At 55.6% G+C, this 20379-nt stretch carries 21 protein-coding genes; 4 read left to right on the top strand and 17 right to left on the bottom strand.

Annotated features, from left to right (window positions below; translation table 11 throughout):
- Positions 1–6 precede the first annotated feature (6 nt).
- Positions 7–780: a copper resistance protein B gene (locus DYI22_RS09885; protein ID WP_063744308.1), complete on the top strand. Its 774-nt coding sequence runs from the start codon at positions 7–9 to the stop codon at positions 778–780.
- Positions 781–949: 169 nt separating this feature from the next.
- Here DYI22_RS09885 and DYI22_RS09880 read toward each other — a convergent pair whose 3' ends face one another.
- On the bottom strand, positions 950–2305 hold the full coding sequence (locus tag DYI22_RS09880; RefSeq protein ID WP_213477898.1) for a hypothetical protein: 1356 nt from the start codon (positions 2303–2305) through the stop codon (positions 950–952).
- Between the two features lie 480 nt (positions 2306–2785).
- Here DYI22_RS09880 and DYI22_RS09875 point away from each other — a divergent pair, with 480 nt between their 5' ends.
- A complete protein-coding gene (locus DYI22_RS09875) occupies positions 2786–3289 on the top strand; it encodes a hypothetical protein (protein WP_207953611.1) in 504 nt (167 codons plus the stop codon).
- Between the two features lie 17 nt (positions 3290–3306).
- Here the strand turns inward: DYI22_RS09875 and DYI22_RS09870 are convergent, their stop codons facing one another.
- The 15 genes from DYI22_RS09870 to DYI22_RS09795 all read right to left on the bottom strand — a co-directional run bounded on the left by DYI22_RS09870 (position 3307) and on the right by DYI22_RS09795 (position 17893).
- Positions 3307–4668 (bottom strand): NADH-quinone oxidoreductase subunit N, encoded by a 1362-nt coding sequence (locus DYI22_RS09870; RefSeq protein ID WP_213477897.1) that lies wholly within the window; start codon positions 4666–4668, stop codon positions 3307–3309.
- Complete coding sequence (locus DYI22_RS09865; RefSeq protein ID WP_213477896.1) at positions 4668–6137, bottom strand: complex I subunit 4 family protein; 1470 nt, start codon at positions 6135–6137, stop codon at positions 4668–4670. The genes DYI22_RS09870 and DYI22_RS09865 overlap by 1 nt, the downstream gene beginning before the upstream one ends.
- A gap of 15 nt (positions 6138–6152) precedes the next feature.
- On the bottom strand, positions 6153–8051 hold the full coding sequence (locus DYI22_RS09860) for an NADH-quinone oxidoreductase subunit L (protein ID WP_213477895.1): 1899 nt from the start codon (positions 8049–8051) through the stop codon (positions 6153–6155).
- Positions 8048–8359 carry an NADH-quinone oxidoreductase subunit NuoK gene (gene nuoK / locus DYI22_RS09855; protein WP_053113951.1) on the bottom strand — a complete coding sequence of 104 codons (312 nt, stop codon included), beginning with the start codon at positions 8357–8359 and terminating at the stop codon, positions 8048–8050. The genes DYI22_RS09860 and nuoK overlap by 4 nt, the downstream gene beginning before the upstream one ends.
- Entirely contained in the window at positions 8356–8892 is a 537-nt protein-coding gene (locus DYI22_RS09850; RefSeq protein WP_091855032.1) for an NADH-quinone oxidoreductase subunit J, read from the bottom strand. The genes nuoK and DYI22_RS09850 overlap by 4 nt, the downstream gene beginning before the upstream one ends.
- Positions 8892–9788: a complex I subunit 1/NuoH family protein gene (locus DYI22_RS09845; protein WP_213477894.1), complete on the bottom strand. Its 897-nt coding sequence runs from the start codon at positions 9786–9788 to the stop codon at positions 8892–8894. The genes DYI22_RS09850 and DYI22_RS09845 overlap by 1 nt, the downstream gene beginning before the upstream one ends.
- Complete coding sequence (locus DYI22_RS09840) at positions 9785–10729, bottom strand: Ni Fe-hydrogenase III large subunit (RefSeq protein ID WP_213477893.1); 945 nt, start codon at positions 10727–10729, stop codon at positions 9785–9787. The genes DYI22_RS09845 and DYI22_RS09840 overlap by 4 nt, the downstream gene beginning before the upstream one ends.
- 866 nt (positions 10730–11595) lie before the next feature.
- Positions 11596–11961 (bottom strand): NADH-quinone oxidoreductase subunit A, encoded by a 366-nt coding sequence (locus DYI22_RS09830; protein ID WP_199452674.1) that lies wholly within the window; start codon positions 11959–11961, stop codon positions 11596–11598.
- A gap of 148 nt (positions 11962–12109) precedes the next feature.
- Positions 12110–12526, bottom strand: a complete 417-nt coding sequence (locus DYI22_RS09825) for a hypothetical protein (RefSeq protein ID WP_139043634.1) — start codon at positions 12524–12526, stop codon at positions 12110–12112.
- A 113-nt stretch (positions 12527–12639) separates the two neighbouring features.
- Positions 12640–12858, bottom strand: coding sequence for a hypothetical protein (locus DYI22_RS09820; RefSeq protein ID WP_099615972.1), 219 nt, complete (start codon positions 12856–12858; stop codon positions 12640–12642).
- A 27-nt stretch (positions 12859–12885) separates the two neighbouring features.
- Positions 12886–14241 (bottom strand): APC family permease, encoded by a 1356-nt coding sequence (locus tag DYI22_RS09815; RefSeq protein ID WP_213477891.1) that lies wholly within the window; start codon positions 14239–14241, stop codon positions 12886–12888.
- 11 nt (positions 14242–14252) lie between these two features.
- Positions 14253–14609: a hypothetical protein gene (locus DYI22_RS09810; protein ID WP_199456073.1), complete on the bottom strand. Its 357-nt coding sequence runs from the start codon at positions 14607–14609 to the stop codon at positions 14253–14255.
- A 141-nt stretch (positions 14610–14750) separates the two neighbouring features.
- Positions 14751–15500: a copper resistance protein B gene (locus tag DYI22_RS09805; RefSeq protein WP_213477890.1), complete on the bottom strand. Its 750-nt coding sequence runs from the start codon at positions 15498–15500 to the stop codon at positions 14751–14753.
- Positions 15497–17278: a copper resistance system multicopper oxidase gene (locus DYI22_RS09800; RefSeq protein ID WP_199456078.1), complete on the bottom strand. Its 1782-nt coding sequence runs from the start codon at positions 17276–17278 to the stop codon at positions 15497–15499. The genes DYI22_RS09805 and DYI22_RS09800 overlap by 4 nt, the downstream gene beginning before the upstream one ends.
- Before the next feature lie 87 nt (positions 17279–17365).
- Positions 17366–17893 (bottom strand): cupredoxin domain-containing protein, encoded by a 528-nt coding sequence (locus tag DYI22_RS09795; protein ID WP_199456074.1) that lies wholly within the window; start codon positions 17891–17893, stop codon positions 17366–17368.
- 201 nt (positions 17894–18094) lie between these two features.
- Here DYI22_RS09795 and DYI22_RS09790 point away from each other — a divergent pair, with 201 nt between their 5' ends.
- Complete coding sequence (locus DYI22_RS09790) at positions 18095–18760, top strand: response regulator transcription factor (RefSeq protein ID WP_213477889.1); 666 nt, start codon at positions 18095–18097, stop codon at positions 18758–18760.
- On the top strand, positions 18747–20075 hold the full coding sequence (locus DYI22_RS09785) for an ATP-binding protein (RefSeq protein ID WP_213477888.1): 1329 nt from the start codon (positions 18747–18749) through the stop codon (positions 20073–20075). Before DYI22_RS09790 ends, DYI22_RS09785 begins: the two co-directional genes overlap by 14 nt.
- Positions 20076–20151: 76 nt before the next feature.
- On the opposite strand, the gene DYI22_RS09780 is transcribed toward DYI22_RS09785, so the two are convergent.
- Positions 20152–20379: hypothetical protein (locus DYI22_RS09780; RefSeq protein WP_213477887.1), on the bottom strand; the 228-nt coding region annotated here is incomplete at its 5' end.

Below are 20379 nucleotides of genomic sequence, written 5' to 3'. Positions count from 1 at the left end.
TAGGGGATGAACATTATGATGAATCGCATCAAGTGGGTTGTGGGTGCCTCAGCCTTAACGCTTGCCTCGGGAGCCGGCGCCGCCGGTACTGGCGTTCAGGCCGAACCGGACTGGACGCTGCCGATACACGACAACCAGGTGTTTGGCCAGGTTCTGTTTGACCGGATGGAATACCAGCGTGACGGCGACAACGAATTGGCCCTGTGGGACGCCCAGGCCTGGATTGGTAAAGATCGCAATCGGCTCTGGGTCGAAACGGAAGGTGAGACTGATCTATCCAGCGACAGCGGCGACATCGAAAATTTTGATGTGCAGTACAGCTATCGCTTCGATCGCTTCTGGGATATACAGACAGGATTGGGTGCCCAGACAACGTTTGGCCCCAGCCCTAATAAGGAGCGCTATTCGGCCATTGTTGGATTGCAGGGACTTGCCCCCTACTGGTTTGAGGTAGACACAAATCTCCGAGTCACCGACGACGGTGACGTGTCATACGATCTTGAAGCCGAGTACGACTGGCTGCTGACCCAAAGGCTCATTTTGCAGGGCCGCGGCGAAACGCTCGTTGCCTTCAGCGATGTTGAGGAGTGGGGCGTCGGTAGTGGCATCAATAATGTGGGCCTGGGGCTCCGTCTGAGATACCACTTTTCGAGGGAGTTTGCGCCCTACGTGGGTGTTTCTTACACCCGCTTTCTGGGCAACACAGAGGACCTTCGTGAGCGCGAGGGGGAAGACGTCGAGTCCTCCAGCTTCGTGGCGGGCGTCCGGTGGTGGTTTTAGTAAGATATTGCCCAGTAGAAAAAGCTGCCCCCTTTGTGTGGGTCAGCTAGAGACATCCTCCCATTTGGAGGATGTCGTTAAAATCGTTGCCAACCCTCATGTTCGGCTCAATGACAAACGGCCGAGCTAAGGCCCGGCCGTTGTATCGGATCATGAGATTACACGTTAATCAGTAACTGATATTGACCATAGCTACGACCTTATAGGTATCCTCCGGGTCATCTCCGTAGAAGTCCCCCATGAAACCGTAAGAGCCGCGGAGGCTGATGTCATACAAGCCAGCAAACTTTTTCCCAACCTGGGCAGCCACTTCAGTACCAAGACTTGAGCCGTTGGCCTGAGCTGCGCTGTCGGGCGCGTCATCGGCAGCGCGGAAGTAACCGGTGCCGTACTTCAGATAGTAGTCGTTGGAAAGCTCCTGATCACCCGAGACTATCAGCCCCATCAGACCGTATCCCTGGTAAGCTGCGTCATAAACTGACTTGGCCCCCTGGGAACCATTGTTGTAGTAGTAGTCTGTTCCGAAGATTTGCAGATTGCTGCTATTCAGCTCCCAGCCTGACTGGTTTGCCGCGAAGCGATCTGCACCATTGCTGCTGTCATCAGCCGGAATGTAGATGCCGTGAATCTTGAGGCTTGCGTTACCCCAATGCCTCTGGGCATACAGATTCAACATGTACGTGTCGCCATCTGTTGCGTCAGAGTCACGCCCGGACGACTTTTTGTAAAGTACCGAGCCGCTATAGGCCATTTTGTTATAGGTAAAATCGGCGTAGGCACCGAAATAGTTGTCATCCGTTCGAGCCGCCGTACCATTCAGAGCATCCGGACTGCTGTTGCTGATCTGAGCTCCGGTAAGGCCGTAGTGGAAAACCTCGCTGGGATGAAGTTCGGCACTCAACATGTAGAAGTCCACGTCGTCCGCAGAATCTCTATCGTTTTCTTCCCACTTGAACCAGCCACCTGTCAGCGTGGCCATACCAACATTGCCCGCAAAGGAGACGCCATTCATGTCGTCGTTGGTAACAAAGCTCTCGTACTTGCCGAAGCCATACCCCTGGATGCCCGCTCGCACCTTCCAGTCGCTGTTCGGCACCTTCAGTTCAGCGTAGGCATTTTTGGTCTCAACGCCAACGCCGTCGGCGCTGAGTTTGCCGCAATCGTCACCCTGGCAGCTTCCCTTCTCACCCCAGGGAGAATCGACCTCACCGTACCAAACCAGGCTCACGTTATCGTTGAGGTCGCCGGTGATCTTTGCACGCAGGCGCTGGTCAACAAAAGCAGTACTGTTATCGTCGGTCGTATCTAGGCTTTCTGAGGTCGCCTGCAGGCGGTAATAACCGTTCACCGTGAAGGGGGAATCGCCTTTCTTGAGCTCTTCCACTTCAGCCGTCAGTTGATTTATTTCAACCTTCAGGTCTTCTACGGTCGGTGACGCACGCCCGACCGGCTCCGCGGCCAACGCCGGTGTTGCTACTAAAGCTATCGCCAGCGGAGCGCTTATTGATTTGAAGATTTTGCTCACCTGAAACTCCTTATTTTAATTTTCATATCGACAACGATTTATTGCCTCAAGGTGGATGTGCCAGTTAAACGGCACTTAATCTTGACGCACAAAGCTTGTAGTGGTCAACTGAAACGAACCTGAATTTTCAGCTAAATTTCATTTTCCCGATTTTCGTACTGACATCCCCACCCGTCAGACTGTCAGACCTGACGACGCATCAAAGAGGCTATTTCGCACCCAGCGCCCATCTTGGAGAGGTGCTATGATTGCTCACTATTGAAAGGCATACTGGGCGCCAAGCATGCAATCCGACCATTTGGCGCATGAAATCGAGATGGCCGCAATGAACCGACGAGTTATCTCCTTGCTGCTGCCGTTGTTTTTGGGTGGACCGGTTCTGGCCATTTCCGAATTATCGGGTGGTCAGGAGGCCGCTGCGATGAAGGGTTGCGATTTCAACTTCGGCTGCCTGAAGTTATTAGATTGGCTGGATAGATTATGCATTGTTCACGTCGACCATCACGTAGAGGCTGGTTCCTGTTTTTTTTAATCTGGTCTGTCAGCTTTTTGCTGCATTTTTTTTGGGAAATGATCCAGGTGCCTTTCTTTACAGGGATGATGGAGGCGTCCCATGGTGCGGTCGTCTGGCTGTGCACGCGGGCGGCAATCGGCGATGCCAATATTGCACTATTTGCCTATGGCGTCGCCGCAGCGGCAACTAAAGATGGCTTTTGGATACAGGGGCGGTGGCGCCGCCATGCTTTAGGAGCGTATTTTGCTACCGGTCTGCTTATAACCATAGTCTTTGAAGCATGGGCCACAGGCGCAGGCCAGCGCTGGAGCTACAATGATTCTATGCCCCTGTTACCCTTTATTGGCACAGGTATTGCGCCTCTAGTGCAGTGGATTATCGTTCCAACAGTCTCGCTCTTTGGTCTGCGTTGGCTCTATAGAGGCTGGCTTGATCTCAGACGTCAGGGCGGTGATTACTCTCGGCAATAAATAATGGGCTTCGGCCATCATGCAAACGGCCCTACAAACACTTGCGCAAATACACCCAAAAGGAGTGTGACAGTCAGCGCTATTATCAGTACGGCTTTCAACCAGATATCAGTTCTAGCCACCACGACATTCCCTTGCCTGTACATCGGCACAACGAGGCGCAGATAAACAGCCAGCGAGAGTACGCTATTGATGATCGCCACCACTGCCACCCAGGTGTACTGCACGTCGATGGCTGCGGCAAACAAAAGGAACTTGCCGACAAAACCCGCCAATGGGGGAATCCCAACCAGCGACAGCAAAAAGATCACCATAGCGATGCCAATAAGCGGTTGAGATCGACCCAATCCGTCAAAATCGTTCAGAGTCCGTCCGATATTGGCGGCAACGGCGAAAGCGCCCAGATTCATGGCCGCATAGGCGGCAGCAAACAGTATAATGGATGGCAGAGCAAGTTCACTGGCGCCGACTGCCAGGATACCCAGAAGGAAATAGCCGGATTGGGCAATCGACGAATAGGCCAGCAGCCGAACGACGTTATCCTGCACCAGCGCGGCCAGATAACCATAGGTCATGGTCAGAACAGCCAGCCCGGCGATGATGGCGGTCCAACCACTTTCCGGGGGTAGATCGCGAACCACCTGAGCGAGTGCGAACAGAGCACCGATCTTGGGCACCACTGACAGGTAGGCCGCTATTGACAGTGGCCCACCCTCATAGGCATCTGGCGCCCAGAAATGGAATGGAACCAGCGAGGCTTTGTAACCCAGACCGACAACCACCGCCACGAACCCAAGAAGAACCGCCATTGGCATGGTATCCATACCAGGAAGATCCGCGAGTAACGTGGATCCCGCAGCGCCGAACCAGTAACTCAGGCCGAAAATCATGATCGCACCTGTGACCGAGGCGAACACGAAAAACTTCATGGCGGCCTCTGTGGCAGGGTCGGTATCCGGGTAGGCAACCAAGGCAAAGGTGGCCAGGCCAGTTAATAATGTACCCAGTACAAGGAACATCGTATCACCCGCGCCTGCCAGAACGAGCGCGCCGATGGTGGCAAAGCAAAGCAGGCTGTAAACCGTGCCCTCTCGCACGGTGCCTCTCACATCCACTCTCGCCAAAAATATGGCGAGGATGGTGGCCGGCAGCAGAATGAGTTTGGCCCACACACTGAGGTCGTCAACCCGGAAACTGCCACCAAACACCGTTGTGTCCTCACCAATCAGACTGACGGTCAGACCCGTGGCAACGATCAGACCGCTAACTGCGACCAGCAGCGCAATTTGCGGCCTACGCAGCATTTCCGCGATCAGCGCACCGACAGCCGTCAACAGTACGGCAATTTCAGGAATCAACAGTGCAAGATCACGAGCCATCACAGTGCCAGCGCCGATGTAGTGCGGTGGATGATACCCAGCACCCAGGAGGGTGCCACGCCAGTGCCGACAGTGAGCACCAGCAATGGCCCCACAGCAAGCCACTCACGAGCGCTCAAATCAGGCATGGACTGCCAGCGCTGCCGGGGCTCGCCCAGAAAGGTTTCCCGCAGTGCTTTGAGAAACGTACCGGCAATAATGGCAATACCCAAAATCACAACCACCGCGGCAGGCGAAGCGCTTAAAGTGGCAAGAAATATCTGAAACTCGGCCGGAAAGTGCGCCAGCCCGGGCAAGCCCAGCGATGCAAAGGCCGCCAACACAAAGGTCCAGCCGAGCATTGGGACCGTCTTGAGCAACCCACCCAATTCGCCCATTTCACGGGTGTGGGCACGGTCCTGGATCATGCCCACCAGCAAGAACAAGGCACCGGTAACCAGTCCATGGCTGAACATCTGCAATACCGCACCATCCAAAGCAACAGTTCGCACCGAGGGATCCAGAGTTATTGCCGCCACGGCCACACCGACAATGACATACCCCATGTGGTTAACCGACGTATAGGCGACCAAGCGTTTCAGATCACTCTGGGCCAGAGCGGCAAAAGCCCCGTAGAGCGCGCTGACAACACCGAGAACAAGAACAACAACGCCCGCTTCACGGAACGCATCGGGGGTCATTTGCAGAGCAAATCGAACCAGCCCGTAAGTGCCGAATTTCAGCATGACGCCGGCGAGGATGACGCTGCCGACGGTCGGCGCCTGCACGTGTGCGGCGGGCAACCAGGTATGCAGCGGCACCGCGGGGATTTTTACCGCAAAGGTGATCAGCATAGCGACCAATGCCCACATGGCCGCCGCACCCTCCAAGGGGGGATTCTCAATCCAGGCTCGCATGTCGAAGGTCGGTTCGGGGCTGCCCAGATAAAGCCCGAGGATAGCAAGCAGAAGCGGCAGACTTCCCAGCAAGGTGTATATAAAAAACATCAACGCTGCCCGTTGCCTGTCTTCGTGGCCCCACCCGGCGATCATGAAATACATGGAGACAAGGGAAACCTCGAAGAAGACGTAGAACAGGATACCGTCGAGGGCTGTAAAGGTACCGATAGACGCAGTTTCCAGAAGAAGTACCAGAGCAATATAGGCGCGCGGACGTTCACGAAGCGACGACGTATAGATCACAGCAACCAGGAAAAGAACAGCGCTCAACAGCACCAAAGGCAGACTGATCCCATCAACTCCAACCCGGTAGGCGGCACCGATGGCCGGTATCCATTGCAGCTCTTCGACCTGGGAAAAGCCTGCACCGCTCGCACCCTGAAACCACATGGACAGAGCACCGATCAGTGTAAGGGCGGCGGTAATAATCGCTATGACGTGTACCGTACGCGTTGCGGGCTTCGGAAGACACAGAATCAGCACCGCGCCGACCAGCGGCAAAAACAGGGTGAGCGAGACAAGTGGTAACATGAATATGGGTTTCCTCTAAAAGCTCGTCGATGAAGCAAAAAGCAGAACAGCCAATGTGACGGCGATTGCGACCGCACTGATCGCCAGGCTGTGGTGGATGAGGCCGCTTTGGAGGTTTCGGGCTCGTGCACCCAGTGCACGCACAGCCGCCACCAGGGCGAAAATCAGGCCGTCGATACGGCGTTCATCTCCAAACCGCACGTAGGTCGCGACCCTCAGGCTCACTCTGCCCACGCAAAGCACAATCTTGAACAAGCCCCGCTCCGCTCGCTCGCCCGCAGAGGCAAGGAAGAGACCGGCGCGCCCAAGAGAAAGCACAGCTTCATACAGACGCCCTTCCAAACGCTCACATCCTCGGGCCACAGCCATTGCGGGCCTACCGACCCAGACCGTAAGCCCACCGCCAACGGAAAGTCCGCGTCGCGCCCACGGATAAACCGGCCCTAGCAGGCGGGGAGCCGGCACGAGCCAGCCCAGGCCGAGGCCGCACGCGGCAGCAAGAAGCCCAAGGAGCACGGCCAATGTGCCTGCGGTGACGGCGGGCAGATCAAGAACGGCCTCGATGGGGCCGAAGGCCAGGCCGAGAATCGTGGCAGGGACCGCCAACCCCCAAACGCCCAAAGTCATCCAGGCACTACCGGCAACCGGGCGGGTTTCTCCGGAGCCTCGCCATAGCAGGCACAAGGCCCGGGCCATATAGCCGCCGGTCAGCAGGGCACCGGCCAGCGCCAGGGGGCCGAGCCAGGCGGTGCCCTGCGCAGACAGGGCGGCGGCGATTACCGCGTCCTTGGAAAAGAACCCACTCAGTGGCGGGATACCGGCCAGTGCCAGCGCTGCCAGCACAAAGCCGGCAAAAGTCCAGGGTCTGTCACGACCAACACCCTCCAACTGATCGAACCCGGTACCCCCGCGGGCATGCTGGAAGTCTCCGGCGGCAAGAAACAGGGTGCTCTTGATGGCGGCGTGGGCGAGCAAATGCAGGAGGGCCGCCAGCGGAACGCCGGCTCCAACCGCAACCAGCATCAAGCCATATTGACTGGCAGTGGAAGCGGCAAGCAGGCGTTTGAGATCACGCTCGGCAAGTGCAATAACTCCGGCCGCCACCGTGGTAACGCCGCCGACAAGTCCGACGACGAGCAACACCTCCGGTGTCAGCAGCGGGGCCGAACGGATCAGCAGGATGGCACCCGCCGCCACCAGGGTGGCCGAGTGCAGCAGCGCCGAAACCGGTGTCGGCCCCGCCATCGCGCGCATAAGCCAGTCCTGCAAGGGGACTTGGGCCGACTTACCCATGGCGGCCAGCAGCAACAAAAGCCCCGCGGCAGTCGAGGCACTGCCGCCGGCCTCCAGGGAGGCGGCAATCTCGCCGGTACCGGCCGACCCAATCAGCATAAATACCGCCACGTACAAACCCAGATCGGCGCTACGAGTGTAGAGGAAAGCGCGACCGGCGGCATCCGCGGCCTCGGGTCGCTGGAACCAGAAGCCAATCAGCAGGTAACTGCACAAACCGATCAATTCCCAGGCCGCCAGCAACAGAACCCAGTCGCCGGACAGCACCAACGCCTGCATGGCAGCCAGGAACAGGGACATTACGGCGTAGAAGCGGCACAGGCCGGACTCCCGCTTCATATAACCAACTGCATAAATCAGCACGAACGTGCCTACGGTGGCCACCGCCACCGTCAACAGCGCTTCCAGAGGTCCGGCAACCATTCGAAGCGGCATGTCTGGCAGCCCCGGCAGAAGCAGGGTTTCGGCCTGCCCGCCGGCGACCCGGGTCAGTAACCATAGACTGCCGCCCAGACTCAACGTCGCCCCGCCGAGAACCAGCGCCGTGGAGCCCCGGCGCAGGACCAGCAACGCCATGGCCGCGATCAGCGGTGGCATTATCGGTAGAAGCACTGCACTCATCCTTTCAGGTCCCCGGCTTCTTCCATTTCAACCGAGCCCTTGGCCCGGAAACGCGCAATCGCGACACCGAAGCCAACCGCCATTTCGACCGCCATGACGGTCATCACCACCAGCACGAACATCTGGCCGGAGTAGCTTTCGGGGTGCAGAAAACGCCAGAAGGCGACCAGGTTCACCAACGCGCCCGCAAGAATCAGCTCCACCCCCATCATGATCATAACCAGATTGGTCTGGGACAACGCGCCATAAACACCAATACCGAACAGGATTGCACCGGTTACAAGCGCCACGATCAGGACGAGAGTCATTCCGTATCCTCCTTGTCAGCACTATTGGCCGTCGTTTGCACCGGTATCGCCACCGCCGTGGCCGCAATCATCGCGGTCAGGATAGTGATACCGGCGGTTTCGAAGATCAGCATGGAACGACCCAGCAATTCCATGCCCAGCGCCCGTGTCTGCATCGCCGCATCCGGCGCCTCGGCCGTTACAGGTCCCCAATCGGCCCAAAACGCGACCACTATCGCAACACCGGCAGCGACCACGCCAGCGCCAATTGAAAAGCGCTTCTGGTGGGTCATATCCATGCCCCCCATCCCGCCCGGGTCCATCATGAACATCACCATGAAAATGGCCATGATGCTCATCTCCGTCGCCATCATCATGATCTGCAGCACGCCCAGGAATTCGGTCTGCATCGCCAGGAACATGCAGCCGACGGCAGTCTGAGAAAACAACAGCGCCAGCGCGGAACGCACCATGGACGATGTGCGAAACACCACCACGCCGAAGCCGATGGCGGCCAGCCCGAAAACGGCAACAAAAAAAGCCTGAGCGTACATTATGGAACCACCAGAACCAGTAAACCGACAACAATGATATTGAGCAGTGCCAGGGGAATCCCCAGGGTCCAGCACCACCGCATCAGATCCGCCTCGCGAATGCGCGGCAGATAGCGACCGGCCAGGAGCATCGACACGGCCACGGCCAGGGTCTTGATCAGGCTCCAGGCCCAGGGCGGCAGCAGCGGCCCGTGCCAACCGCCGAGGTAGAACACCGTGGTCGCGGAAGCCAGCGTGATCACCAGCGTCAGCCTGGCCAGGCGCAACACCCCCAGGCGCACGCCGGTGTATTCCGCGTCCACACCCCCGCCCAGTTCCCCGGGTGCGGTTGGCAGATCAAAAGGCGCACGAAACGCCAGCGCCATGGCGGCAATGAAAAACAGCACGAAACCAAGCGGCTGATAGACAATGTTCCACAAGCCGCCTTGGGAGCCAACGATCACCGTGGTCACCAGGGATTCGGCGCGCATCGCCACCGCAGTGATGGGCATGACAATGAGCATGGCGTAGGCGATGAGCTGGCCAAGGAATCGCCAGCCGCCGATCATGGCGTAGGCGCCATTCGGGCCCCAGCCGGCCATGATCAGCGCCACCAGCACATAGGCAAGCGCCGCGTTGATGAACAGCGCACCGGTAGCCAGATCCGCGATCACCAGGGTCGGCGCCAGCGGCAGAACCGCCGCGCCAAGCACCGCGACGATCAGCAGTAGCACCGGCGCCGTCTCGAAAAAGACCCGGTCCGGCGTGCGCGGTACAATGGATTCACGACCGAGGTGCGCCAGGCCGCTGAGTAGGGGCGCGGCCGGACGCAGGCGGCCCGTTGTCGTCCAGCCCTCGACCACGGCGAGCAGCCAGACGCTACCAAGCAACGCAACCAACACGATGACGAAGTTCACGAGATCACCTCCCAGGGCGAAAGGTCAAGTGATCCGACCGCCACCAGTGCGTCGCCCAGTTCCCGGCCCTCGACAAGCTTTGCGACCAGGCCGATATGGTGACTGCAGGCGGTGTCCAACCTGTAGGATTTCACCTGGCCGTGTTCCAGAATCAGGCTCAGTTGAGCCTCGCCGCGCGGGGTTTCCACGGTGGCCTCACCGGTGCCTGATCCACGCCCGATGTTTCGCAAAACAGGTAGCCCCGGCTCCCCGGTTGCCTTGATGTAGTCGAGGCTCGTGATGATTTCGTCCAGGCGCTGCCACAGGCGCGCCCAGGCATCTCCGGCGTCGTCAGCAGCGCGCGCCACGGGGCCACTCAGGCCCCCAGTGCCCGATGGCAGTATGCCGATCCCCTTCAATCGCGATTTGAGCAAAGGCGTTCGCCCAAGACGAGCCGCCAATGCCTGCAGAGCGGGCGTCAGTTCCAAAAGCCGTTTTCCACTGGCGCGGCGGATCTCCAGTTGCAGGGTTGCGGCACGATCCGTCAACCAGGCGAAGCCGAGCTGGCGCCCCGTTTGCGCCAGCCAACCCAGGTGACTGGCGATGCGCTCACATTCAAGCGCCACGGCCCGGGCCTGATCGGTTGCCGAATCGTTCTCAAGACCAGCCGCCCGCTCGATTGCCAGGCAGGCCAGCAGTCGGTAGCTCACGCTGGCCAGTGGCATGGCCGACGCCAGGCGCTCGATAAAGGTCTCGGCGTCGATCTCCTTGCCTTTTTCACTCTCATTGATCATGCCCACCAAGGATGTGGCCTGTCCTTCTGTTACGCCGTCACCGTCAAGAGTCAGCGTCAACTTGAGCCCACCAGGCAGACCGGGGAAAACCGGACCGAACGGCACCTCCATCCAGTCCATCGCCAACCCGTCGGCGCTACGAGGCAGGTCCTTGGTCACTTCAATCATGGACATGAATCCCGAGGCGCCGTGGTCATGCCCACCATGATCATGCCCAGAACCTTTCTCCTCCGCGTCGCCGTCGGACTCATCGTGCTGGTGCTTGTGTCCGTGATCATGATGGTTTTCGTGCGAGTGCTGATGACCCTCGTGCTGCTCATGATCGTGCTCATGCGAATCATGATGTTCATGGCAGTGACCATGATGACGTTCTTGTTCATGGTGTTCGTGCTGCTGCGCATGATCATGATGCTGGTGTTCGTGCTCATGGTGCCGGTGCTCGCGATGATCGTGCCCATGGTCATGGTCATGCTCGGGGGCCGGCTCCCCTGCCTCCCGGGCGACCAGGTCCATGCCACACTTGGGGCAACTACCCGGCTCGTTCTGGACAACTTCCGGGTGCATGGGGCAGACATAGTCGATCCTGGCGTGCAGAACAGCGGCGTCGAAATCCTCGGGGGAGTCTGAGAATGCGCCCTTGGCCAGCGCGCGCTTCAACCAGTCAACCGCGTCGATCAGACCGGCTTGCGAAACACCCGCGGAAAAATCAGCGTCCGGTAGCGTTGACGGCGGCTGTCCGCCCAAAATGACAATGGCTCGCGGCCTCGGCATCTGCGCATAGAGCACCGCCACGGCCTCACTCATTTTCTCTGAAAGCTCGCCGATAATCAGGAGCACGCTCGCATCGCGAGGTGTCGCGGTGATGCGCATACCTGCCGCCGTCACATCCAGGCCATGGGACAGTGCCACTTCAGGCCCCGGGACGATCAGGCAGCTCAGGTTGCCCGCGAGAGCCCGGGAAACCCACTTCTGAAGTACCGTGAACCCCCCCTGCCGCTGGCGCGCGCCCGTAATGGTCATTGTTGGGTCAGAAATCATTGCCGCCTCAATGCCCCCTGACTCCAGCCGTAGAGCAGACCAAGAAAGAGAATGGCAAGAAACACGCCCATGTCATACAAAGCGACTAACCCTACTTCCCTGTATACAACAGCCCACGGGTACATGAACGCCATCTCCATGTCGAAGGCCAGAAAGAGCAGCGCGTAGCCGTAGTACCGTGCGTGATAGCGGCCCCAGACCGGGTCCCGTGACAACACTCCGGAACTCGCTGGCACGTCCTTGCCCGGCTCCCGACGCGTCGGGCCCATGGCACGGGCAATCCCAAACAGGGCCAAAACCGTAGCTGCGATGCCAAGCACCAAGGCAAGCAGCAGACCGTACTGCTCCAAAATACTCATCATCCAATCCTCAAGTCGCGCAACGGAGTCTGCACTCCGATAGCGTTCTCCAGAGACAAGATCAATATGCCCTTAACTCGCTTCTTGGTTCCGCATGGGCGAACCGTACTTCCCGAGAAAACAGAGGCTAAAAACTCACCCGCAGATATCCTTACTCCAGTCCATGATGCTTCCCTTCATATACCTTGACGTTCCTTATCTTGCCTCCCTCATTGAGCAATTCGAAATCATTTCCAGACAAAGGCTTTATCTTGTTACAGGAATAGTCGCGACCATAGACAGATGTGCAAAATTTACCGTCTTTGACCTCCCATCTTCCGATATAGTGGGTAAGGTTTCCCTGCTGTTCGCGATATTTGGTCATTCCATAGATCGAACCATCAGGATCATAGTACTCATGAAAAGTTCGAGTGCGAAAATTGTCCTGAGCATCTCGGAATTCCATTTGCACCGTGTTTCCGACGACAACATCTGCGACATCTTCGCCAGAAAGAACTTCTTCAGCGTGCAAAAATGGCGCTTGCAAAAAAGTCAAAAATACGAACAGTTTAAAATTTATTGCTTTCATCTGGTTATCTCCCAGTTTCTTTCAATTATTGTGATCATACGAACAACAGCCTTAAGTCGTATCGTAGGATTGTGAAGAAAGCTCAATGTATCAATTGCATTACAACAGTCCACTTATTTTCCACTCCGCTCAACTGGCCAGTCACTAAAAGCGATGAAGTAGAGCAAAACCAGATTGACGATGGGGATAAGTATCAAGACCCCCATCCACCCCGGATATCCCGTGCGCTGGCAAATACGCCAGGCCGGTATCACTACCACAATGCCAATCACCAGCATCCAGAGCCAGTGACCTGCCCACATTGTGTTGCCAAACATATCACCTTCCATCACGGTGCTGTCCTCCCGGTTGACTACTGATTAGTGGTGATCATGGGCATGAGATTCATCATGTCCCGAATGTCCGGTTTCCTGGAACCTTTTCAGAAAAAACTGCTCTGCTGCCGCAATAACAACCATCGTGCCAACCGCAACGCCAATCACAAACGGGTCAGAGTTCAGTTTGACCCAAACAAACCCTCCGAGTACGAGCAAATCCAGGAGGATGGCAACCGCTGGCACCCACGCCTTTGCCTTCACATCGTGGCGCAAATAACGAAGGACTCCCCAGTGAATGGCAATATCCATTACCAAATAGAATACGATACCTAATGCTGCAATCCGGGAGAGATCAAAGAAAGCCGTCAGAACCAGCCCCAGGACCACGGTGTACACCAACGTGTGCTTTTGGATACTGCCCGGCATACCGAAATGACGATGGGGAACCAGTTTCATTTCGGTTAACATCGCAAGCATACGTGAGACCGCAAAAATACTGGCCAGAATACCGCCGGCGGTGGCCATCATGGCAATGGCAACGGTGAACCAGACCGCGTACTCTCCCAGAGCCGGGCGCGCGGCGGCAGCAAGCGAGTAATCCTGCGTTTCGATGATTTCAGCCAGCGACAGGTTACTGGCCACAGCAAAACCAACCAAAGTATAAATCACCACGCAGGCCGCGATGGAAATAATGATGGCCCGCCCTACATTCCGCTTGGGATCTATGACTTCAGAGCCGCTGTTAGTGATCGTAGTAAAGCCCTTGAAGGCCAGTATTCCAAGTGCCGTCGCACCCAGGAAATTACCCGTTGCTCCGGCTTCGCCCGTGCTTGAAAAGTCGACCAACAGACTGTCGGCAACCCATACACCCACGACCCCGAAAATAAGTATGCCTCCGATCTTCAGGATGCCTATGAAGGAGGCCACCCCCTGAATCATTCGGTTACCGAGCAGGTTGATCAGAAACGCTGCCAGGATCAGGGACACGCCGAGAATGGGCACCATGCGACCGCTTTCATCGCCACCGAACAGCTGCATGGTGTAGGAACCAAAGGTGCGCGCAAGAAAGCTCTGGGCGATCACCATCGAGAAATACATCAGCAGAGCGTTAAACGCCGTCGGCAGCCGGTTTCCATAAGCCTTGTGAAGGTACATGCCAATCCCACCAGCTGACGGGTAGGCATCGGAAATTTTAATGTAGGAATAGGCACTGAAGCTGACGATTACCGCCGCAGCCAGAAACGCCAGCGGAAAAAGAACACCGGTCATCTGCGCCATCTGCCCGGTAAGTGCAAAGATACCGGCGCCGATCATGACGCCGGTACCGAGCATAACGGTTCCCGCGAGTGTGAGACTGCCTTCCTTATAGCGAGTGGTTCTATCTTGCTCCCTGCTCATTTAACCTCCGGTTATTTTCGTTTCATGGGCGGGATCTTTGAACAGCAAAACGGATCATGCTTGGCATTGGCACGAACGTTGTCATCTGTAAATCGATACCACGCCAGCTTCCTTTGAGCCCACCACCCCGCCTTCAACCGGCCACCATGTGCTCCAATCACCTCCAATAACTCGTCGGTAGACCAATGAGTCCCATCGAAGGTAACGTCTAACAGATTATTTGGCTTGCGTTCGGCAAAATCAACACAGGGGTGATGATTGAGTTCGTGAATAAAGTCAGACCATTCACTCTCTTCAAAACCTTCCACGACAAGTTTCCGTCGCAGCAGGAACTGTTCCTGGTTCGATGCTTTATGTGCTTTAGTCATGGCGGGCCCCTCTTCGCCTTATCATTTCCCCTCAATGACAACATGCGGACCTGAACTGCGACTGAAAATCAGTGAAGGTTTTCGATGAAATTGATGTACATCAAAAAGAGAGCCAGGACAAAACCTGGCTCGTTATCCCAATCAGAACGCGATGCGGGCACCGATGACGGCAAACCAGTCTTCTGTACCGCCGCCTTCGGCTTTAGCGAGATCTGCGGTATCGCCGTACTTGCGCTCATGCACCACGCCCACGTAAGGCGAGAACGCACGATCGATCAAGTCATAGCTTAACCGGAGGCCAGTTTCGGTGGAAACCAAGCCTTTACCCACGCCAATTTCCTCGTCCTCGCTGAATGCTACCGTTGCATCCAGCGTCGCAGACAGGATCCAGTAGTTAGTGAACAGCAGCTCGTATTCCGCGTCGATCTCGGCAGACGAATCACCATCCTTGCTAACATACAGGTTGGCATCGACTTCAAACCATTGTGGGGCAAGCCCAGCGACACCCAGCACGGCATAAGTGCGATCCGGCCCTTCAGGGGTGTCGAAGCGAACACCCGCTTTGGCGTCGAAGAACTTGGAGATGGGGATCTGGCCGACCAACTGGTTTTCCAGTGTTTCGTAGGCCTGTGCCTCTATCTCGTATTCCCCGGTTGTGAGCAGCCGGACTTTGAACTCGTCGGTGCCATAGAAGGCATCCGCATTCCAGACGCCCAGTTCCTCATCATCATCGCTGTATCGGTACTCAAACTCCTCAAATTGAACACCCCAGGCTGTGAGCGGTTGTTTACGAGCGGTGGTATCGGAAATCATTTCCTGAGCTATCACCGTCGTTGAGAAACCAATAGAGGCAAGGAAACTGACTGCGGCAAGTGATCGAATACAGCTCATGCCTCACCTCCATCTTCAGCAACAACGCCTGTCTTGGCCTGCGTGGACTCAGGGCCACCCTCAACAATCACCTTGCGGAACATCCCGGCAGCCGCATGGTAAGAAAGATGGCAATGGAACGCCCATTGGCCTGGCTCGTCAACCTCGGTTTCCATGTACACCGTAGTGCCCGGGTTCACGCTAACGGTGTGTTTGATCGGGTTCCACTGACCTGCGCCAACATCAAGGATGGACCACATACCGTGCAGGTGCATGGGATGAGTCATCATGGTTTCGTTCACAAACTTGAAACGGACCCGTTCACCATATTTGAGACGAATGGGATCCGCGTCTTCGTATTTAACACCGTTGATACTCCACGTGTAGCGCTCCATATTGCCGGTCAAACGAAGCTCGATCTCCCGAGTCGGTTCGCGGTCTTCGTACAACGGGTCCTGAGCCTTCAGATCAGCATAGGACAGGAACTTGCCACCATTGGCCGCCGTCGGCACAAGGCCACTGCCCTTGGCATAGAAGGGATCGCTGGGACCGCCTTTTCCCATCGCCATGGAACCATGGTCCATGCCGGACATGTCAGAGTGATCCATTCCTTTCATGTTGGAGTGATCCATTCCTTTCATATTCGAATGGTCCATGCTGCCCATGTTTGAGTGGTCCATTCCGGACACACCTTCTGAGCTGCCCATATCCATGTTTCCATGATCCATGCCTGCCATGCTGCCATGGTCCATACCGGGCATACCGCCCATATCCGCCATGGTCAGTCGGGCAGCTTCACGCAGTTGCGGCACGGCCGCTTCCATACCCTCTTCGGGGGCCAACGTTGCCCTGGCATAGCCGGACCGCCCCATGGATTCAGCAAAAATGGTGTAGGCCTGCTCATCTTTCGGACGGACGATCACATCGTAGGTTTCCGCCACACCGATCCGGAACTCGTCCACACTAACCGGCTGAACGTTGTTGCCATCTGCCTGCACAACCGTCATGTCCAGACCGGGGATCCGGATATCAAAGTAAGTCATCGCCGAAGAGTTGATAAAACGCAGCCGAATGCGTTCGCCCGGCTCGAAGATCCCTGTCCAGTTTTGGCTTGGTCCTTTGCCGTTGATCAAGCCCGTAAAGCCATGGATATCCTCAACGTCCGCTTTCATCATCCGCATGCCACCCCAGGCCATACGGTCACTGACGGTGTTCATCAGGCCATTTTTTGACACGTCCGAGAAAAACTCGCCAACGGTTTGCTGCTCGCGATTGTAGTAATCCGGCATCATTTTCAGGTTGCGCATGATGCGGTCACCGGAATGGGGGTGCTTGTCAGTCAACTGCACCACGTATTCACGATCGTAGCGGAATGGCTCACGGCCCTCGGGCTCGATGACAATGGCACCATAGGCGCCGTCCGGCTCCTGAAAACCAGAGTGGCTGTGGAACCAGTAGGTGCCTGCCTGCTGGATAGGAAATTCATAGGTGAATGTTTCACCCGGCTTGATACCTGGAAAACTGATACCTGGCACACCATCCTGGTCGAAGGGAAGGATCAGTCCGTGCCAGTGGATCGAGGTCATCTCGTCCAGGTTGTTGGTCACGTTGATTTTGACGTTTTCACCTTCCTTGAAGCGCATCACCGGTCCCGGAGATGCACCATTGTAGCCGATACCTTCTTTCACGAAATCGCCGGTATCAATTTTAACCCGGTCAACCGTCAGGCCGTATTCACCGGCCATGACCATGGCCGGCATCAGCAGGGTCAAAAGCCCTGTCAAAAGGCGTATCTTCATCTGTTTTATTCCCAACTGCACTTCATTGGAGCTAGGCTGGAAAGCCTTCACCAGCCCTTGCAATCGTGCGGCGCTCAGCACACTGTATTATTCGAAATTTACGTCACCGTACATTCCTGACTGGTAATGGCCCGGCACGTTACAGGCAAATTCGATATTGCCTTTATCAGAGAACTTCCAGACAACTTCCTTGCTCTGCCCGGGTTCCAGTAAGACGCTGTTGGGATCGTCGTGTTTCATGGAATGACCATTGCCCATATCCATGTTCATCATGTCGTGGTTCAGCTTGCCGCCCTGAATCACGCCATGCTCAACCATCATCATCATTTCCTTCTGATGGGCTTCGTGCATATCCGGGGTGCCGATGTTGAATTCATGCACGAGGTTGCCCTTGTTCTCTACCACAAAACGCACCGTTTCACCGGGTTTCACTTCGATCGCTTCCGGCTCATAGTAGTTGTCGTACATTTCAACCGTGATCGTGCGGGCAGCTTCGGACGCTTTAGCAGGTTCTCCGCTGCTGGCTCCGTGCCCACCACCGTGGGCTCCTGCTGCAAAAGCACCCGCTGACATTGAAAAGGCCACACCCGCTACCAACAACTTTGATACATTCATACCATCTTCTCCTGTGAAATCGTTCAGCAACAATTAATTGTATTTTCAGGACACTTGATCAATGTCCAGAATCGTTACATAAGATCGCTTACCAACCTGAATTCTTACTGAAAATTCAAAAAAATTTATTTAGGCTGAATTCAGGACTACTAAAGACATTACGTTGAATTCACAGTCGCCGCTCAGCAAAAAGGAAAAAAAATGCGTTTACTACTGGTTGAAGACGATCAATTACTCTCACGTAGCCTTTTGCATCAACTTGAAAAATCGGGGTTCAGCGTGGACCCTGCGTATACGGCAAAAGAAGCAATAACTCTGGGTGAACAGGAAGATTATCGGGTCAGCATCTTGGATCTGGGGCTGCCCGACGGCAACGGTTTAGATGTTTTAAAAAAGTGGCGCGCAAAGAACATTGCCTTTCCCGTACTAATCCTGACAGCACGAGATGACTGGCATGATAAAGTGGCTGGATTGAAGGCCGGGGCAGACGACTACCTTGCGAAACCCTTTCAGACCGAAGAGCTAATAGCGAGGCTGAATGCTATTGTTCGCAGAAGTGAAGGGAGAACACATTCATTGGTTAAGGCAGGTCGCTTTGTTCTGGATGAGAATCGTCAATATTTATCGGTGGACGATGGAACTGAACATCCACTTACCGGCACAGAGTTTCGTCTCCTGCGCTGTCTGATGAGTAAGCCGGGCCATGTCTTTTCAAAAGACCAATTGCTGGAGCAGCTTTACAGCCTCGAAGATAGCCCGAGCGCGAACGTTATCGAGGCATATATTCGGAGGCTGCGAAAACTGGTGGGAAATTCCACAATATCAACCCGACGCGGACAAGGCTATATGTTCAATGATCAAGTTTAAGAAACCTGCTTCTGTAAAAGGCGCCCTGCTTGCACTGCTGCTGCCCGCAGGTGTTGCCTTGATGGGAATTGCCTGGTTCACACATGGTGTTTTACTCGAGAGAATGTCCCGTGAATTTATCACGGACAGGCTAAGAGAGGAGGTTTCGTTTTTAGAGCACCAGATCCGGGACAGTGACGGAGCCTTCGACGAACTCAAGACGGGCGATTACTTTCAGCGCGTCTTCCACCATGCTTTTGTGCAACACTCCGATTCCAGGACCATCATTTCGCCGGAATCGTGGAAGCCGCTCCTGGCGCCGCTAATCAAATCGGAAAAAGAAGGCACTATTCGGGTCGAGAATTCTGAAATAACAGAGGGTCCAGCCGACATTTTGGCGTATCGAAGTTCCTTCGTCGCAAACGAAAAATCGTTTGTGGTTATCGTTGCAGAAGATCTCGGCGCATTGAAGAATAGCCAGGCAGAGCTACATGCATGGACAGCAATCGCATCTCTTTTACTTATCTCGTTACTAGTTTGTGCAATCTGGTTCGGAATCAATCTATCCATGCATTCTGTCACACGACTCAAGGCGTCGCTGAAAAGACTTCAGGATGGGAGAGTCTCACGTATAAATATGACTGTCCCCGAGGAGTTCCACCCTCTCGTCGAACAGTTGAACCAGCTGCTTGACTCACTTGATCAACGATTGGAGCGCTCGAGGAATGCGCTGGCAAACCTATCCCACAGCGTTAAAACTCCGATTGCGTCTGTCCAACAAATTCTCAGCGACACTTCTACGCCGCTAGATAGCGAGTTAAGGCAGCAAATAGCTGCGCGTCTCGGAGATATTGACAAACAACTTGAAGCTGAAATGCGCCGCAGCCGGTTTGCTGGGCCGCAGGTAGGAAAAAGCTGCTATCCAGTAGAAAAAGCACGGGACCTTCTGTGGATGATGGGAAGACTATACCCGGCAAAATCATTTGAGTTATCAAGTTCTCTCCCAGAGAATAGCCGTTGGCCAATTGAAGAATACGACCTATCTGAAATACTGGGGATCGTGCTGGACAATGCGGGGAAGTGGTCACATAGAGAGGTGGAGCTAATATTGGAACAACGCGGCCCCTCAAAACGAATTGTCGTGACAGACGATGGTCCCGGCGTTGAGGAAGCTGAATTGAGCAAGCTTGGTCAACGAGGATTAAGGCTGGACGAGCAGACTCCGGGCCACGGGCTCGGCCTTGCAATCGTTCAAGACATTGTTAGCCGGTATGGTGGGAAGATCGTCTTTTCAAATCGCCCACGGGGTGGATTAAAGGTCACGATTGAATTTTGAATTCACGGAAGTTAACGAGTGGGTTATCGCGCCTGAAAAACTCTGACAACTCTACCCTTAGCAAGAACCAACGCAGTCAAACAAGTACGATTTGCCACATAACCGCACTGGCCTGACGGTGGCAACCATTCAGCGGGACCACATGCTCGATGTCGATCTCATTGCTGTTCTGGATGACTGGCAAGCCCCCGATACAGTAGACGCCTGGTAGCGTTACACTAAACGCAAATCTACAGGTGTTGATGATGAGCGCAAAGCGATACTCCGAAGAATTCAAGATCGAGGCGGTGAAGCAGGTCACGGA

Source organism: Marinobacter lipolyticus, from assembly GCF_018424605.1.
Classification (GTDB): Bacteria; Pseudomonadota; Gammaproteobacteria; order Pseudomonadales; family Oleiphilaceae; genus Marinobacter; species Marinobacter lipolyticus_B.
This window is presented reverse-complemented; position numbering and strand designations above follow the sequence as displayed.